15 protein-coding genes are annotated in these 17,068 nt (G+C 68.4%); 10 read left to right on the top strand and 5 right to left on the bottom strand.

Features of this window, described 5'->3' with window-relative positions; genetic code table 11:
• Positions 1-320: 320 nt before the first annotated feature.
• Positions 321-1,205 carry a phosphotransferase enzyme family protein gene (locus EV651_RS01330; protein ID WP_133781070.1) on the bottom strand — a complete coding sequence of 295 codons (885 nt, stop codon included), beginning with the start codon at positions 1,203-1,205 and terminating at the stop codon, positions 321-323.
• Positions 1,206-1,507: 302 nt separating this feature from the next.
• On the opposite strand from EV651_RS01330, the gene EV651_RS01325 reads away from it, so the two are divergent.
• Positions 1,508-2,749 (top strand): MFS transporter, encoded by a 1,242-nt coding sequence (locus EV651_RS01325; protein ID WP_133781068.1) that lies wholly within the window; start codon positions 1,508-1,510, stop codon positions 2,747-2,749.
• Between the two features lie 11 nt (positions 2,750-2,760).
• On the opposite strand, the gene EV651_RS01320 is transcribed toward EV651_RS01325, so the two are convergent.
• Positions 2,761-3,747, bottom strand: coding sequence for a TerC/Alx family metal homeostasis membrane protein (locus EV651_RS01320; RefSeq protein WP_133781066.1), 987 nt, complete (start codon positions 3,745-3,747; stop codon positions 2,761-2,763).
• Between the two features lie 300 nt (positions 3,748-4,047).
• Here EV651_RS01320 and EV651_RS01315 point away from each other — a divergent pair, with 300 nt between their 5' ends.
• The 5 genes from EV651_RS01315 to EV651_RS01295 all read left to right on the top strand — a co-directional run bounded on the left by EV651_RS01315 (position 4,048) and on the right by EV651_RS01295 (position 8,057).
• Positions 4,048-4,596: a TetR/AcrR family transcriptional regulator gene (locus EV651_RS01315; RefSeq protein WP_202870112.1), complete on the top strand. Its 549-nt coding sequence runs from the start codon at positions 4,048-4,050 to the stop codon at positions 4,594-4,596.
• A gap of 11 nt (positions 4,597-4,607) precedes the next feature.
• Entirely contained in the window at positions 4,608-6,104 is a 1,497-nt protein-coding gene (locus EV651_RS01310; RefSeq protein WP_238156580.1) for an MFS transporter, read from the top strand.
• A gap of 209 nt (positions 6,105-6,313) precedes the next feature.
• Positions 6,314-6,625, top strand: a complete 312-nt coding sequence (locus EV651_RS01305) for a hypothetical protein (RefSeq protein WP_238156579.1) — start codon at positions 6,314-6,316, stop codon at positions 6,623-6,625.
• Positions 6,626-6,637: 12 nt separating this feature from the next.
• Positions 6,638-7,240: a cell wall protein gene (locus tag EV651_RS01300; RefSeq protein WP_133781058.1), complete on the top strand. Its 603-nt coding sequence runs from the start codon at positions 6,638-6,640 to the stop codon at positions 7,238-7,240.
• Position 7,241: 1 nt separating this feature from the next.
• On the top strand, positions 7,242-8,057 hold the full coding sequence (locus EV651_RS01295; RefSeq protein ID WP_133781056.1) for a MauE/DoxX family redox-associated membrane protein: 816 nt from the start codon (positions 7,242-7,244) through the stop codon (positions 8,055-8,057).
• A 93-nt stretch (positions 8,058-8,150) separates the two neighbouring features.
• On the opposite strand, the gene EV651_RS01290 is transcribed toward EV651_RS01295, so the two are convergent.
• Entirely contained in the window at positions 8,151-8,660 is a 510-nt protein-coding gene (locus tag EV651_RS01290; protein WP_133781053.1) for an NUDIX hydrolase, read from the bottom strand.
• 123 nt (positions 8,661-8,783) lie between these two features.
• Between EV651_RS01290 and EV651_RS01285 the strand changes: the two genes are divergently transcribed.
• The 4 genes from EV651_RS01285 (at position 8,784) to EV651_RS01270 (ending at position 15,314) form a co-directional block, all read left to right on the top strand.
• Positions 8,784-11,093 (top strand): PQQ-dependent sugar dehydrogenase, encoded by a 2,310-nt coding sequence (locus EV651_RS01285; RefSeq protein ID WP_202870111.1) that lies wholly within the window; start codon positions 8,784-8,786, stop codon positions 11,091-11,093.
• 4 nt (positions 11,094-11,097) lie between these two features.
• Entirely contained in the window at positions 11,098-11,586 is a 489-nt protein-coding gene (locus EV651_RS01280; protein ID WP_133781051.1) for an SRPBCC family protein, read from the top strand.
• A gap of 89 nt (positions 11,587-11,675) precedes the next feature.
• Complete coding sequence (locus EV651_RS01275; RefSeq protein ID WP_133781049.1) at positions 11,676-12,098, top strand: iron chaperone; 423 nt, start codon at positions 11,676-11,678, stop codon at positions 12,096-12,098.
• A 93-nt stretch (positions 12,099-12,191) separates the two neighbouring features.
• A complete protein-coding gene (locus tag EV651_RS01270; protein WP_133781047.1) occupies positions 12,192-15,314 on the top strand; it encodes a BTAD domain-containing putative transcriptional regulator in 3,123 nt (1,040 codons plus the stop codon).
• On the opposite strand, the gene EV651_RS01265 is transcribed toward EV651_RS01270, so the two are convergent.
• Positions 15,298-16,041: an ABC transporter permease gene (locus tag EV651_RS01265; RefSeq protein ID WP_133781044.1), complete on the bottom strand. Its 744-nt coding sequence runs from the start codon at positions 16,039-16,041 to the stop codon at positions 15,298-15,300. The genes EV651_RS01270 and EV651_RS01265 overlap by 17 nt on opposite strands.
• Entirely contained in the window at positions 16,038-16,973 is a 936-nt protein-coding gene (locus tag EV651_RS01260) for an ATP-binding cassette domain-containing protein (protein WP_133781042.1), read from the bottom strand. Before EV651_RS01260 ends, EV651_RS01265 begins: the two co-directional genes overlap by 4 nt.
• Positions 16,974-17,068 lie beyond the last annotated feature (95 nt).

Below are 17,068 nucleotides of genomic sequence, written 5' to 3'. Positions count from 1 at the left end.
AGTGGAACCGATATCCGATAGGATCTCGGGTTTCGCTATCCCGGAGGATGACACACAACCCCACCGCAGCGGAAGACGTGTCGCCCGGGTCGATGCCGGATGGTGACCGAGGAGCTCAGATCCCTTGCAGGCAAGGGTTTTCCGATGTTGCCATCAGCAACCACAGGTCACGGAACGCCGAATGATCCGGTGGCTGACCACCGGATCCGGGCAGACGTCGATCGCACCCGGGGTCGCTCTGAGCCACCGACACCGGACCGATCCGCAATTTATTTCTCTTGTTAACTATATAGCAGTCAACCTGCCGCCGACCGCCTATGTCAAGACCTGGCCGCGGCCAGCTGCCGGTCGATCATCGCCTCGTCGAAACGGCCGGTCTGCCGTCCGTTCCAGAGCTCGGCCATCACCATCGACACCCGGAACACAACCCGCAACGGCTCGATCGCAGCGAGCTCATGCTCGCTCAGCGGTGCGACGGCGGCCCGCTGGTAGCCGGCCAGCATCTCCCGCTGCGCCCTGGCGATCACGAGTTCCCAGACACAGCTGTCCAGGTGGCACAGGTCGAAGTCGATCACCCCGGCGAGACGGCCGTCGTCGTCGAAGTGCAGGTTCCAGCGCGCGAAGTCCCCGTGCACGATCCTTCGCGGCAGTCCCAGCAGGTCGTATTCCTGCACCAGTTCCTTGGCGCTGTCCATCGCGCGCGCCGCCCTGTCGGCAAGATCAGGCCGCTGCCGGCGAAGCAGTTCGACGCCTTGGTCCCAGCCCTGGAACTCCCCCATCGCGTCCAGGTCCGCGGGCTGGAAGAACCCGGGCCGCGAGCCGAGTGCGAGGTCACCAAGGTCCGCGTGCAGCCGCGCGAGCACCTCGCCACGCTCAGCCTGCTGCGCTGCGGTCTCGTCCTGGTGCGGCTTCCCCGGCACGAAGCGCGTGACGCCCCAAAGCCGCCCGCCGTACTGGACCGGACCGGCAACACGCGCGGGGACACACCATCCGCGCCTGGTCAGGTGATCGAGCACCTGGGTCTCGTAAGCGAGGTCCTCTTCGGTCCTCAGCAGGTGGTAGCGGCGAAGGATGTGGTGCTGGCCGTCACTGGTCCAGAGGTGCCAGTTCCCGTTGCCGACTGAGTCGTCGTCACCGGGCCGGGTCGGCTCGAGTCGCGCCGGATCGAATCCCAATGCTTCCGTGACTTCACGCAACGCGACCATTCCTGCATCCTGGCAGGTCGGCGTCGACGGGTCGCCGTGGAGCGGAGGCCAGAGAAAAACCTGACCCGACCATCACGGGGGAACGGCCGGGCCAGGCACTACAGATAGTACTCCTGATCACCAACCGGGATCGGCTAATTCGAAGGCAGACGCGCCGCGTCTCCCCTACTCTGTCCGCATGCGTACTCGCTCCTGAAAGCGCACCACCGCGGCCCTTGCCGCTGTCCGTGCGCCACGCAAGCGTTTGACCCACCCGGTCGGCGCTTCGCCCTGCCCGCACGCGCTTTCAGGAGCCACCCGACATGCTTTCCTACCGGTCTGCCGACCCCACCCGGACGTACTACGCCTACAACGCCGCATGGTCCTTCCTGGCCGCGCTGTCGTTCACGCTCAACCTCGTGTACTACGTCCGCGACGCCGGACTCGACCCGCTGCAGATGGTCCTGGTCGGGACCACGCTCGAGCTCACCTGCTTCCTCTTCGAGATCCCCACCGGCATCGTCGCCGACCTGTACAGCCGCCGGCTCTCGATCGTGATCGGCTTCGTGCTGATCGGCGCCGGCCTCCTGCTCCAGGGTCTGGTGCCCGCGTTCCTGGCGATCCTCGCCGCGCAGGTGCTGTGGGGCGTCGGTTACACCTTCACGTCGGGTGCCGACCGGGCCTGGATCACCGACGAGATCGGCACCGAACGGGTCGGACCCGTATTCATCCGCACACAACAGCTCGAGCTGGCCGCGAAGATCGCCGGCACGGTCACCGCCGGGGGTCTCGGACTGATCAGCCTGCCGCTGCCGATGGTGATCTCCGGCGCCGGCACGATGCTGCTCGGCGCATTGCTCGCACTGTTCATGCGTGAGCAGAACTTCCATCGCACGCCGCGCGAGGAGCGCGAGACTTTCCGGCAGATGGCCGACACCTTCAAGCACGGTCTGACGGTTGCCCGGCGGCGTCCCGTCGTACGGACACTGGTGGTCATCAGCCTGGTCGCGGGCCTGTCCAGCGAGGCCTTCGACCGGCTGTGGTCGGTGCGGCTCCTGACCTTCAGCTTCCCGACCGTGTTTGGTACGTCGGATCCGGCGCTCTGGTTCACCGCCCTGGCGCTGGCCGGCACCGCTCTCTCATTGGCCGCGTCACTGCTGCTGAACCGCTTCTCCGCCGAACGCCTGCAGGCCTCGCACCCGACCGGCATCCTCGCGACGCTCGCCGCGCTGGACGGCCTCGGCATGTTCCTGTTCGCGTTCGCCGGGAACTTCTGGCTCGCGCTCGCGGCGCTCTGGTTGCGGCAGATCGCCGACACCGTCTCGATCCCGGTCCACTCCGGCTGGCTGAACCGGCACGTCGACTCCCGTTCCCGGGCGACCGTGCTCTCGATGGTGTCGCAGGCGAACGCGATCGGTCAGGTCGTCGGCGGCCCGCCGCTCGGCGCCTTCGGCCGTACGTCGTTGCGCGGCGCACTGCTCGCGTCCGCGATGATCTGGCTACCGATCCCGGCGTTGTACCTGCGACTCAAACAAGCCCGCAGTACCGAGAAGCAGGCCGCCTGACCGGCCGTGGATCACTCGTCGATGTTGATACGGACCGCTTCGCGGCGGTTGTCGCGTGACGTCTTGACCAGGCTGGCGACCGTGGTGACGAACAGGGTGCCGACGATGAAGCCGAGCGAGGTGAGGATGCCGATGTGCGGCAGGCGGATCGCGCCGATGTCGTCGATGTGCGACCCGTGCAGCGCCTCGATGATCAGCTTCACGCCGATGAACGCGAGGATCACCGACAGGCCGACGTTCAGGTACACGACCCGCTCCAGCAGGCCGCCGATCAGGAAATACAGCTGCCGCAGGCCCATCAGCGCGAACGCGTTCGCGGTCAGCACGATGTAGGCGTCCTGGGTGAGCCCGAAGATCGCCGGGATCGAGTCGAGCGCGAAGATCACGTTCGCCATGCCGATCGCGGAGATCACGATCACCAGCGGGGTGAGCATCCGGCGGCCGTCGGTCTTGGTGACGAGTTTGGCGCCGTCGTAGTCGTGCTGCAGCGGCAGGACCCGGCGCATCGCGCGGATCACGACGTTCTCCTGGAAGTCGGACTCGTCGTTCTCGCCCTCGAGCGCCAGCCGGACCGCGGTATAGACCAGGAACGCGCCGAAGATGTAGAAAACCCAGCTCGCGGCCGAGATCGCCGCCGCGCCGGCCAGGATGAAGACTGCCCGGAGCAGCATCGAGACCACGATGCCGATGTACAGCACCTTGTCCTGCGCCAGGCTCGGCACGGCGAACCGGGCCATGATGATCACGAACACGAACAGGTTGTCGACGCTCAGGCTGTACTCGGTGATGTAGCCGGCGACGAACTCACTGCCCGACTGTCCGGGACTGAACAGGAACAGTCCGAGCGCGAAGAGTCCGGCCAGGCCGACGTAGAACAGCACCCAGCGGGTCGCGTCCTTGATCGTCACGGTGTGGTTGCGGCGCGCGATCACGACCAGGTCGAACGCGACGATCGCGAGCAACCCGGCGATTGTCAGCACCCAGACAACGGGTGGCATGACAGAAACCATGACGAACCTCCGGACGTCGGCACACAGCTGGCGTGGTCCGGAGGTCTCTCCCACCCGGATGACTCCGGGCCGGCAGCACCGGTTCGGCCGTCCAGGCCTCCCGTGATGACGACGCTGCCGTGGCGGGATACTCCCCTCCACAACATGGCAAGTCTATAGGGTCCCGATCGATCTCACCGTTCACCAGGTCACACCCGCCACATTCTCGGTTGATCGTATACCGCATACAGGGCTCAGGCCAGAGGTTTTAGTGAGACAACAATGTATCATTTGGGGTATGCTTGTCTCATGGCTGTTGATCGGGAGAACGTTCTGCGGGCCGCCGCGAGTCTGCTGATGCGGAAGTCCTCGGCGACCATGGACGAAGTGGCGCGGGCCGCGGGGATCAGCCGCGCCACGCTGAACCGGCAGTTCGCGGGGCGGGACGCGCTGGTCCGGGCGCTCGAGGAGCTCGGCATCGCCGAGTGCGAGGCCGCCATCGCGCGAGCAGCGATCGATGACGGCCCGGCCGCCGACGCCGTACGGCGCCTGGTGCAGGAGCTCGAGCCGGTCGCCCGGCAGCTCGCGTTCCTGTACTCCGAGAACCAGCTGTTCGAGGGCGACGAGCAGAACGCGGGCTGGGCCCGGCTCGACGCGCGTCTGGTCGCGCTGTTCCGGCGCGGTCAGGAAGCGGGCGAGTTCCGGATCGACCTCAGCCCGGTGTGGCTGACCGAAGCGCTGTACGGGCTGCTGGTCTCCGCGGCCTGGGCCATCTGCGACGGACGGGTCGCCCCCAAGGACCTGAGTTCGAACGTCACCGAGTTGCTGCTCGGTGGCGCACTCCGGACAGCGAAATGAAGCAGCAGGCGATGACCCGGCCGAGGCGCTGGCTGGCGCTCGGCGTACTCGTGCTGGCCGTTCTGCTCGTCGCGGTCGACGCGACGGTGCTCGGCCTCGCGACACCCTTCCTCTCCGAGGACCTGAAGCCGTCGGGCACCCAGCTGCTGTGGATCGGCGACGCGTACTCGTTCGTGCTCGCCGGGCTGCTCGTGTCGATGGGCAGCCTCGGCGACCGGATCGGGCGCAAGCGCATCCTGCTGATCGGCGCGACGGCGTTCGGCGCGATCTCGGTGCTGAACGCGTACGCGAACTCGGCCGAGCTGATGATCGTGGCGCGAGCACTGCTAGGGGTCGCGGGCGCGACGCTGATGCCGGCCACGCTCGCCCTGATCCGCAACCTGTTCCACGACCCGCGGGAGCGCAGTGTCGCGATCGGGATCTGGGGCGCCGCGGCGTCGGCGGGAATGGCGATCGGCCCGATCGTCGGCGGCGTACTGCTGGAGAACTTCTGGTGGGGTTCGGTCTTCTTGATCAACCTCCCGGTGATGGCGGTGCTGGTCGTCGTCGGCGCTCGCCTGCTCCCGGAGTCCCGGAACCCGCAGCCCGGACCGTGGGACCTGGCGAGTGTCGTGTTGTCGATGATCGGGATGATCGGCATCGTCTACGCGATCAAGGAGTTCGCGGCGCACGGGTTCGACTGGATCCCGCCGGCCTCGGGGATCGTCGGCGCGATCGCCCTCTACGGGTTCGTACGTCGTCAGCGCCGGCTCCCGATCCCGTTGCTGGACCTGCGGTTGTTCCGCAGTCGTGGCTTCAGCAGCGCCGTACTGGCCGATCTGCTCACGATCCTCGGGCTCTCGGGACTGATCTTCTTCCTGTCGCAGTATCTGCAGCTGGTGCAGGGGCGGCGGCCGATCGAGGCCGGGCTCGCGGAGATGCCGGCCGCGATCGGTGCGATCGTCGCCGGTCTGCTCGCCGGGCGGGTGGCGCGACGGTTCTCGGTGCGCGCGGTCGTGGCCGGTGGTCTCGCCGCGATCGGTCTGGCGCTCGCCGCGCTCACCACGATCAAGCAGGACACTGGGTATCCGTTGCTCGGTGCGGCGTTGCTCGTGGTCGGGGCAGGTGCCGGGTTCTCGTTCACGGTCACCGCCGACGTGATCCTGGCCGCCGTACCGAAGGAGGAAGCAGGCGCGGCGAGCGCGGTGTCCGAAACGGCGTACGAGCTCGGCGCGGCGCTCGGGATCGCGTTGCTCGGATCGATCGTCACCGGGGTCTACCGCGACTTCACCGGTCCCGCGGGCACGCCGGCCGCGGCACACGAGTCGCTGGGTGGAGCGGTCGAGGCGGCCGCGCAGCTTCCGTCGCAGGCGGGGGCTCAGTTGCTCGATGCGGCGCGACAATCCTTTGCCCACGGCGTTTCCATCGCGGCCGGCGTCGGCGCTGCCGTCCTGCTGATCACCGCGCTCGTCGCCTGGTTCCTGCTGCGCGGCCAGCAACTCAGCACCAGTTCAGCTCAAGAAGACTAGGCAAAAAGTTTCCGTTTCTTCGCTTACCTCTGGGAGATTTCGCCGGATCGGAGTACAAAGAGTTCCAGTAGGTCTTACCGCCCCTAGACCTGGAGGAATCTGTTATGGCCGGAATTACCGCCGAAGCCTCGTGGTTCTGTTGTGGGAACGCATGGGGACCCTGTGGAAGCGCCGGGCACGGCGCCTGCGGGACGTGCAACTCGGGAAGCATGCAGCACGCGTGGCCGAACACCTCGGACGCCTGCTACGCCATTACTCACCCGGACAGCTGCGGGATCACCGGGATGTCCCGGCGTACCTGCGGCTTCCGGCACGCCACGACCAGTCTGTGCACCGGAAAGCGGATCGTCACGTCGATCGCCGACTGCGGCCCGCAAACCGACCTGTTCTGCGGCGAGCGCACCTGCTGCGGCGGGAACTGCGCCTCGAACCGGGTCATCGACTTCACGCCGGCCGCATTCAGCGCGCTCGGCCTCAGCCTGAGCAGCGGCCTGTCCCCCGTGTCGATCGACGTGGCCTGAGAGGAGACCGAGATGACTTCCACGATGGACCGCCGCTCGCTGCTCAGCCGCGCCGCCCTCGGTGCGACCGGACTGGTCGCCGCCACCGCGATGGGCTCACTCGCCCCGGAGACGGCATTCGCCGCCGACCAGCAGTTCGCCGACGCGGGTCAGCCGGACCCGAACTTCGCCGAAGGTCTGATCATGGGCCGCAACCAGGATCTTCTGCAGGTACAGGGATCCGACGGCCGGATGCACCGGATCCAGCTGACCGGCGTGACGAGTGTCTGGAAGCTGCGTCCGACCACGATCGACCAGGCCCGGATCGGCGACGGCCTGTACGCACGCGGCGTACTGCTGCCGGACGGGATCCTGGCCGCCGAGGCGATCTGGGTCAACATCGTCAACCTCACCGTCGCGATCACGGCGATCGGGCGCAACGGCGTCCAGTTCGATCATCACGGCCAGAAGGTCGTCGGGCATGTGCAGTCCGGGACCACGGCGGCCGTGTACAACGGCACGCCCGCGGTGTCGGACCTGTCGATGCTCAAGGTCGGACGGCACGCCCAGGTGATCGGCGCCTGGCGACCGGGGACCAACGAGATCGACATCGCGACGATCTACACGTCGAACTGACATGGGTACCTTGGCGGCTGCTCAGCCGCTGTTGATCGGGTTGCTCCTGCTCTGGTCGTCGTACGGCAAGTTCGCCGATCCGAAGCAGGCCGAGCGCACAGCCCTACCCAGCCTGGTGGGCGAGCCGCGCGCCAAACACGCCTACCAAGCCCTGGCCACCCTCGAAGCCCTGCTCGCCCTCGCCCTTCTCCTACCACCTTCGTGGGCGATCGAGGCACTCGCCGCCGTCGTACTGTCCGTCGGCTTCGCCGCATTCCTCATCTACTCGAAGATCGTCGTACCCGAAGCCTCTTGCGGGTGTGCCGGGAAGTCGGCCAAACCTGTTGGCAACCGGGCGATCGCGCGCGCTTTGTTGCTACTGGCAACTGCTGCACTCGCGACCACGGCAGACACCGGCTGGTGGTCCGCGGGCGCAGGTCTCGCCGTGCTGGTCTTCGAGGCGGCGGCGTTCGCGATGCTGTCCGCCGAGCTCGACCGGTACTGGCTGCTGCCGTTGCGGCGGTTCCGCATCCGGCTCAGCCACCCGTACGCAGGTACGGCGTCCGACGCCACACCGCTCGTCGCGACACAGCGACGAGTCCTGCTCAGCCCGGCGTACCGCGCGGTCGACGGGTTGCTGCGTTCCGACATCCACGACTACTGGGACGACGAGGAATGGCGGTTCGTGAGCTACGCCGCCAGGTACGACGGTCGCCGCGCGACCGCCGTCTTCGCCGTACCGCACCAGGACTCCGCGCCCTCGGCGATCCGGGTCGCCGTCGTCGACGAGGACGGCCTGACGCTTTACCGCCCGACGATGCTCGCCACCACCGGGTAGGCCCGGACCGCCAGCCCATCACAATCGCCCCTCCACCGCTCCCGTCACGCTCGCCGTGGCGGGAGCGGCTGCATTGTGATGGCCTGCAGATCCTCAGACAGGGCGGCCGAAGTCGGCGTAGGTGGTGGTGCCCGTGGTTAGAGCTCGCTGGGCGAGGGCCAGGCGGCGGGCCATGGAGGGCCGGAGGCGGGGACTTGCGTCCGCGAGGGTGAGGTAGTGGTGAGCTCGGGCTTCGGTGGGGTCGAGGGTGAGGGCGGGGTCGTCCAGGATGCCGCCGTCGAAGATGAAGGCCAGGGAGTCCGACCACGGGCCGTGGGCCGGCACCCAGTCGACGACCAGTAGGCGGCCGATGTCCAGGGCGAGGCCGATCTCCTCCTGCACCTCGCGGCAGCACGCCTCGTACGGCGACTCGTCGGCCTCGACGATGCCGCCGGGGATGTCGAGGGTGGGTTTGTAGGTGGGTTCGAGGAAGAGGATCCGGCCGGCGCGGTCGCGGATGAGTGCGCCGCCGGCGGCGGTCTTGCGCTGGAAGCGGGCGGCGATGCCCGGGTTGAACTCCTTCTCCGGCTCGCCTTCGGCAGCAAGGTCGTCCAATCGGTTCACGCCTCCAGTGTCGGCTACTTGTTGAGCTCGGTCGGCTGCGGGCAGCTACCCACTCGACGGCTGCCGCGGATCGGCGCATTCTGAACCACAGACAGCGCGCGGAGGGGTCTGAGGCGCTGGGAAGTGGGGGACGAGATGTGGGGTCTCGGCAGGACCGCGCGCAGGCGCGGACGGATCGGCATGGCGGCCGCGATGCTCCTGGTCGCCGCAGTACTCAGTCAAGGCGCGGCCCGGGCGGAGACACTGCCCACCGGGTTCCGTGACTCGGTCGTCCTGAGCGGACTGACGAACCCGACGGTGCTGCAGTTCGCGCCGGACGGGCGGATCGTCGTCGGTCAGAAGAACGGCGTGATCAAGATCTTCCAGAGCCTCACGGACACCAGTCCGGTCACCGTCGCCGACCTGTCGCTCCGGGTCGACGACTACTGGGACCGCGGCCTCCTAGGTCTCGCGCTGCCACCCAACTTCCCTGCCGACCCGTACATCTACGTCCTCTACGCGTACGACGCAGCAATCGGCGGAACCGCCCCGCGGTGGAACGACGCCTGCCCGACACCACCCGGCCCGACCACGGACGGCTGTCTCGTGTCGGCCCGGCTGTCCCGGCTGCAGATCAGCGGCAACGTCATGACCGGATCCGAGCAGGTACTGATCAACGACTGGTGCCAGCAGTTCCCCAGCCACTCGGTCGGCACGTTGCTCTTCGGGCGCGACGGATACCTCTACGTCAGTGGCGGCGACGGCGCCAGCTTCAACAACGTCGACTACGGCCAGTACGGCGCGAGCTACGCCGGCGACCAGGCCAACCCCTGCGGAGATCCTCCGGGGTCGGTCGGCACCGCTCTGACACCTCCGAACGCGCAAGGCGGCGCGCTGCGCAGTCAGAGCGTCCGCCGTCCCAGCGGTCCGGCATCGCTGGACGGTGCGATCCTGCGCGTCGACCCCAGCACTGGCGCCGGCGTACCAGGCAACCCGTTCTTCTCCTCGGCGGATCCGAACGCCCGGCGGATCGTTGCCTACGGCACACGTAATCCGTTCCGGATCACGCAGCGTCCGGGGACCGACGAGCTGTGGATCGGCGACGTCGGGTGGAACACGTGGGAAGAGATCAACCGAGTGGTGTCCCCGACGACGGCCAGCAACTTCGGCTGGCCGTGCTACGAGGGAGCGGCGGCCCAGGGCGGGTACCAGGGCGCCGGGTTGTCGTCGTGCTCGTCGCTGTACTCGACGCCCGGCTCGGTCGTCGCGCCGTACTACACCTACAACCACAGCGCCTGCGTGGTGAACTACACCGGTTGCCACACCGGCGGTTCGTCGATCACCGGGATCGCTTTCTACCAGGGTGGGACGTATCCGTCCGAGTACAACGGCGCGCTGTTCTTCGCCGACCACTCGCGGAACGAGATCTGGGCGATGCTGCCCGGAACGAACGGTCTACCTGATCCGGCCCGGCTCCGGTCGTTCGTCGGCGTCGACTCGACGGGTGGCGCGGCCGGCCATCCGGTCGACCTGAAGATCGGTCCGGGCGGCGACCTGTTCTACGTCGACATGGAGAGTGGCGCCGTACACCGCATCACCTTCACCGCCGCCAACCAGCCGCCGACCGCGGCCTTCACGGCGACCCCGTCCAGCGGCGCCGTCCCGCTGACGGTCAACTTCGACGGCACCGCGTCCTCCGATCCCGAGGGCGGGCCGCTCAGCTACTCGTGGGACCTCAACGGTGACGGCACGTTCGGCGACGCTACCGGCGCGACGGCGACGTACACCTACAGCGCGGTGGGGACCTATCACCCCAGCCTGCGGGTGACGGACAACCAGGGGGCGACGGACACGACGTCGGTCACCGTCACGGCCGGCAATACGGCGCCGACGGCGGTGATCGACTCGCCCTCAGCGAGCCTGACCTGGAAGGTCGGTGACCAGATCGCCTTCGCCGGCCACGCGACCGACGCACAGGACGGGTCGCTGCCCGCGTCCGCGCTGAGCTGGAAGCTGATCCTGCATCACTGCATCACGCCGTCCGACTGCCACGCGCACGAGTTGCAGACCTTCAGCGGTTCTTCGGGCACGTTCGCGGCCCCGGACCACGCATATCCGTGCTGGCTCGAGCTGGCGTTGACCGCGACCGATTCCGCAGGCCTGTCCTCGACGGCTTCGGTCCGGCTGGACCCGCGGACCGTCGTACTGACGTTCCGGACCAACCCGGGCGGGCTCACCCTGACCAACATGGTCGTCAACGAGGCACCACGCTCGACCCCGTTCTCGGTCACCGTCGTGGTCGGCTCGGCGAACTCGGTCAGCGCCCCGTCGCCACAGCAGTTCAACAAGTTCACCTACAACTTCACGTCCTGGTCAGACGGAGGCCCCCAGAGCCACACGATCACCGCCCCAGCCGTAAACACCACCTACACCGCCACCTACCGAAAACGCTGAGACCATGGAAGCACTGGTAGACATCGAGGAAACTGTCCACGTCGACGCCACGCCGGACGCCGTCTGGGAGCTTGTCACCGACGTCCGGCGGCATCCGGAGTACGCCGGACCGAAGAGCATCACCAAAGTCATCGACTTCGATGACACGCTGCACGTCGGAGCGCGGTGGGTCGCGCACGAGAAGTTCGGGCCGCAGAAGTTCGACGCGCCGTCCGAGGTGACCACGTGGGATCCGGTCCACGCCTTCGGCTGGGTCTCGTTCCCGCCGATGAAAGAGGCCAATCGCGGCGACGGCGGCCGGGTCTTCTGGTCCTACACCGTCACCCCGGAGCTGGACGGCACCCGGCTCACCCATCACATGGAGGTCCTGCCACCGGCGAAAGGCGCGTGGCCTATGAAGGCGATGTACGCCGTCCTCCGGCTGCCCGCCAAACAACGGCGCGGGATCCTGACGACCCTCGCCAACATCAAGTCCACCGCCGAGCACGCCTGACGGATCTGATCAGTTTTCAAGAAGCGCAGAGGTTCGGTGGCTTCTAGTGTTTGGGGTGTTCGGAGACGACAACCTGAGAGGACACTCCAATGGCCGCCACGAAGAAGAAGTCGTACGACGGGTTCAGCGAGGCTGAGCGGGACGCGATGAAGCAGCACGCGAAGGAGCTGAAGAGCAAGGAGGACCCGGCGGCGGCGCAGGCGGCGAAGATCGCGACGATGGCGGACGCCGACCGCGAGATCGCCGAGCGGCTGAACGAGCTGATCCCGCAGATCGCGCCGGAACTGACGCCGAAGCTCTGGTACGGCATGCCCGGCTGGGCGAAGGACGGCAAGATCGTCTGCTTCTTCCAGGACGCAGCCAAGTTCAAGTACCGCTACTCCACCGTCGGTTTCCAGGACTCCGCCAACCTCGACGACGGCGACATGTGGCCGACGTCGTACGCCGTCACGAAGCTGACGCCGGCAGTCGAGAAGCAGATCATCGCGCTGGTGAAGAAGGCTCTGAGCTAGACCGCCCGAGTTCACTCCTCAGGTCAGGGCGGTGCAGGAGCAGCTGGCCACCGAGTGCGATGGGCGGCGGCACCAGGTGGCAAGATCTGCGGGGTGCAGATTGGGATGCTGGGGCCGTTCGAGGTGCGGGCGGGCGATGGGGGGCTTGTCGACGTGCCGGGGGCGCGGTTGCGTGGGCTGTTGGTTGTGCTTGCGCTGGACGCCGGGCGGGTGGTTCCCAAGGCCACGTTGGTGGACTGGATCTGGGGTGAGCAGCCGCCGACGGACGCCGCGAACGCCTTGCAGCGGTTGGTGTCGCGGCTGCGCAAAGTACTCCCGGAGGGCTCGGTCGAGGGTCACACGGACGGCTACCGGCTGCAGATCGATCCCGACGCGGTGGACGCCGTTCGGTTCGAACGTCTCCTCACCCGGGCCCGCACCGACCAGGACCCGCAGGGCGTCCGCTTGCTGCGTGAGGCGCTCGCGCTGTGGCGTGGGCCGGCGATGCAGGACGTCGGGCTAACCGAGAGCGGCGCGTTCGACGCGGCCGTGACCCGGCTGGACGGGCTCCGCCTGACCGCGATGGAGGACCGGTACGACGCGGAGATCACCCTCGGTCACGGCGCTGACCTCGTCACCGAGCTGACCGACCTGGTCGCCGCCCACCCGGTGCGCGAACGCCTCGTCGCCGCCCTGATGCGCGCCCTGGTCGCCTCCGGCCGCGACACCGAGGCGCTCCGCGTGTACGAGCGCACCCGCGAGACCCTCGCCGACGAGCTCGGCGTCGACCCCTCACCAGAGCTGTCCGCCCTGCACGTCGCCCTCCTCCGCGGCGAGCTGGTACGCCGGGACGAGAAGCGGAACACGAACCTCCGCGAAGAACTCACGACGTACGTCGGCAAGGACGCCGACATCGCCGGCGTCCGCGACCTGATCGCCGGGCACCGCCTGACGACGCTGATCGGGCCCGGCGGATCGGGTAAGACCAGGCTCGCGACCGAGACCGCGCGGACCGTGCTCGGCGACGTGCCCGACGGCGCCTGGATGGTCGAGCTCGCGGCGATCGGCGCCGACGGTGATGTGGCGCAGGCCACGCTCGGCGCGCTCGCGCTGCGGGACGCGCTGCTCGGCGACGTACCGGATGCGGACCCGACTGACCGCGTGATCGCCGCCGTCCGCGAGCGGGCGATGCTGCTGATCCTGGACAACTGCGAGCATGTGATCGAGTCCGCGGCGACCTTCGCCCACCGGGTGCTCGGCGAGTGCCCCCGGCTGCGGATCCTGGCGACCAGCCGGGAACCGCTCGGTATCACCGGCGAAGCACTGTGGCCGGTCGCACCACTCGCGCTCCCCGCCGACAACAGCGAGATCGACACTTCACCGGCCGTCCGTCTGCTGCAGGACCGGGCACGGGCCGTCCGCTCGGACCTCGCCCTGGACCCCGAGACGATGGCCCGGATCTGCCGTGCCCTGGACGGTATGCCGCTGGCGATCGAGCTGGCCGCTGCCCGGCTGCGGACGATGTCGCTGGAGCAGCTCGCGAACCGTCTCGACGACCGTTTCCGCTTGTTGACGGGCGGCAGTCGTACGGCGCTCCCCCGCCACCGCACGCTGCGCGCAGTGGTCGACTGGAGCTGGGAGCTGCTGTCCGACGCCGAGCGGGCTGCCCTGCGCAGGCTGTCGGTCTTCGCGGGCGGCGCGAGCCTGGAAGCGGCCGAGCAGGTCTGTGCTGGTGGGGAGGTCGAGTCGTGGGAGGTGCTCGACCTGCTGACCGCACTGACCGAGAAGTCGCTGGTGGTCACGAAGGACGAGGGCGCGCCGCGGTACCGGTTGCTCGGCACGATCAAGGAGTACGCCCAGCAGCGTCTCGAGGAGGCGGGTGAGACCGACCAGACCCGCCGTACCCATCTCGCCTGCTTCACCGAGCTGGCCGAGACCGCCGACCCGCACCTGCGGCGCACCGAGCAGCTCGAATGGCTGGCGATCGTCGAAGGCGAACATGACAACATCGCGGCGGCGATGCGCGCCGCACTGGCAGCCCGTGACGCGGCGGGCGCGATGCGGCTCGCCGCGGCCGCCGGGTGGTACTGGTGGTTCGCCGGGCACAAGGTCGAGGGCAGCGAGTTCCTGATGGCTGCCCCGGACCTGCCGGGCGAGGTGCCCGACGAGAGCCGCGCCGTGGTGTACGCATTCGTCGCCACCTTCATGACCTCGGGGCGTGGCCGCGACCAGTTCAACGCGGAGGACTGGATCCGCAAGGCCGCGGAGATCAGCCAGCGGGTCAAGAGCTCGCACCCCGCCGTGACGATGTCGACCGCGCTGGAAGGGCTGCTGCGCGGACCGGACTCGTTCGTGTCCGCGTTCGAGCCGCTGCTCAGCGACGAAGATCCTTGGGTACGGGCGCTTGCGCGTTTGCAGACCGGCAAGATGCGGATGATGCTCGGCGACGGCGACCCGGACGCGGATCGTGCGGTCGCGACGGCGGTCGAGGAGTTCCGGACGATCGGCGAGCGCTGGGGGATGTCGTTCGCGCTGACCGAGCTAGCGGACCGGGTCGCCGTACGTGGTGAGTTCGCCGGCGCCTGCGAGTACTACGAGCAGGCGATCGCGGTCGCCGCCGAGGTCGGGGCCACCGAGGACGTCGTACGGATGCGGTCGCGGCAGGCTCAGCTGTACTGGCTCGCGGACGACCAGGAGGCGAGTGCGACCGCGATGGCGGAGTCGCTGCGCCAGGCAGAACGCGTCGCCTGGCCGGAGGCGCTGGTCGAGCTGGCGTTGTGCAAGGCGGAGCTCGCGCGCTGGAGCGGCGACGCCGAGGAGGCACGCCGGCAGCTCGACCTCGCGACGACCCTGCTGGGCCACGAGGCGGAGCGGCCGAACCTGCGCGTGACGATCCAGGACATGCTCGGCTACCTGGCCGCGGATCTCGACCAGGCCTGGCAGCACCGCAGCGCGGCGTTCCAGGCAGCGAGCGAAAGCGGGCACGCCCCCGGGATCGCCCAGATGCTCGTCGGCATCGCGGAGCTGGCCTTGCGCACCGATCAGGACGAGCAGGCCGCGCGGTTGCTTGCCGCGAGTGCCGTCGTACGGGGACTGCCGGACCGGTCCAACCCCGATGTCGCCGAGGTCGAGCGGGAAACGCGCCGCCGCCTCGGTGACGCGAAGTTCACCGAGGCGACGGAAGAGGGCCGGCAGGCGAGCTGGCGAGAGCTCGTCGAGGTCACGCTCGCTTCTTGAACGTCGAGGTCGCCCAGATGTACCCGACCACGGCGATCCCGAGGCACCAGGCGAACGCGGCGATCAGGTCGCCGGTCTCCGGCGCGCCGTTCAGCAGGCCGCGCAGGCTCTCGATGATCGGCGTGAACGGCTGGTACTGCGCGAACTGCTTCACGCCGGGACCCATCTTGTCGGCCGGCACGATCGCGCTGCTGAAGAACGGCAGCATCACCAGCGGCACCGAGGCCAGACCCGCGGTCTCCGGGGTCTTCGCGAAGAGGCCGAGGGCAACGGTCAGCCAGCCGGTCGCGACCCCGAGCAGGACGACGAGACCGGTGACGCCGAGCCACTGGACGAGGCTCGCCGACGGGTTGAAGCCGAGCGCGAACGCGACCCCGATGATCGCGGCGATCGCGATCAGGTTGGTCATCACGCTGGCGATCACGTGCCCGGTCAGGACCGCGCCCCGCGGTACGTCCATCACCTTGAAGCGGTTGATGATGCCCTTGGTCATGTCGGAGTTCACCGCCGTCGCCACGGCGCCGAGCCCGTAGCAGACCGCCAGCAGGAGCATGCCGGGCGTTGCGTAGTCGACGTACGGGACGCCGACGCTGAACGCGTCGCCGAGCATGTAGACGAACATCAGCATCACCACGACCGGCATCAGGACCGCGTTGAAGACCGAGGTCGGGTTCCGCGCGATGTGCTTGAGGTTGCGGCGCAGCATCACGATCGAGGGATTCTTCATTTCGCGACTACCTCCGCGGTGTCGTGGCCGGTCAGGGCAAGGAATACGTCATCGAGGTCAGGGGTGTTGACGGAGAACTCGTCGGCGTCGACCGAGTACTCGTCGAGCCGGTCGAGCAGCTTGCGGACCGACTGGGTGCCGCCGTCGCTGGGGACCCGCAGCGTCAGCGCGTCGTCGTCGCGGGTCGAGTCGGGCATGATCCGGGCGGCGGTGTCGAGGTCCTCGACGGAGCCGAAGCGGAACCGGACGTGGGTGCCGGGGATCTGCCGCTTGAGCTCTTCCGGGGTGCCTTGGGCAACCAATCGGCCCTTGTCGAGTACCGCGATCCTGTCGGCCAGCTGGTCGGCCTCGTCGAGGTACTGCGTGGTCAGGAAGATGGTCACGCCGTCGGCCAGCAGTTCGCGGATGATCGTCCACATGGTGCGCCGGCTGCGCGGGTCGAGGCCCGTCGTCGGCTCGTCGAGAAAGATGATCCGGGGGTCGCCGACCAGGGTCATCGCCAGGTCGAGCTTGCGGCGCATACCACCGGAGTACGTCGCCGCGGCCTTGTCGGCCGCCTCCGCCAGGTCGAAGCGCTCCAGGAGCCGGCCGACGACCTCGTTACCCGCACCCGGGCTCAGGTCGACCATCAGCTGGAGGTTCTCGCGGCCGGTCAGCAGCTCGTCCACGGCCGCGAACTGGCCGGTGACGCCGATCGCGGACCGGACCGCCTTGGCGTCGGTCGCGACGTCGTGCCCGGCCACCCGGACCGTGCCGCTGTCCGCCTTGGTCAACGTGGTCAGCACGTTCACCGTCGTCGTCTTGCCGGCCCCGTTCGGGCCGAGCAGGGAGAAGACGGTACCCGCGGGGACGTCGAGGTCGATCCCGTCGAGCACGGTCTTGTCGCCGAATGCCTTGCGCAGTCCTGTGACCGCGATCGCCGAAGTTGTCATGGGAACACCTTCGGCGGGTGTCCTGACACGCACCTGACACGCCGCCTACACGGTGTCAGGACCGCGGCTGCCGGGATCACAGAGCCTTGTCAGGA

Origin of the sequence: Kribbella sp. VKM Ac-2571 (assembly GCF_004362255.1) — a bacterium.
Taxonomy (GTDB): Bacteria; Actinomycetota; Actinomycetes; order Propionibacteriales; family Kribbellaceae; genus Kribbella; species Kribbella pratensis.
This window is presented reverse-complemented; position numbering and strand designations above follow the sequence as displayed.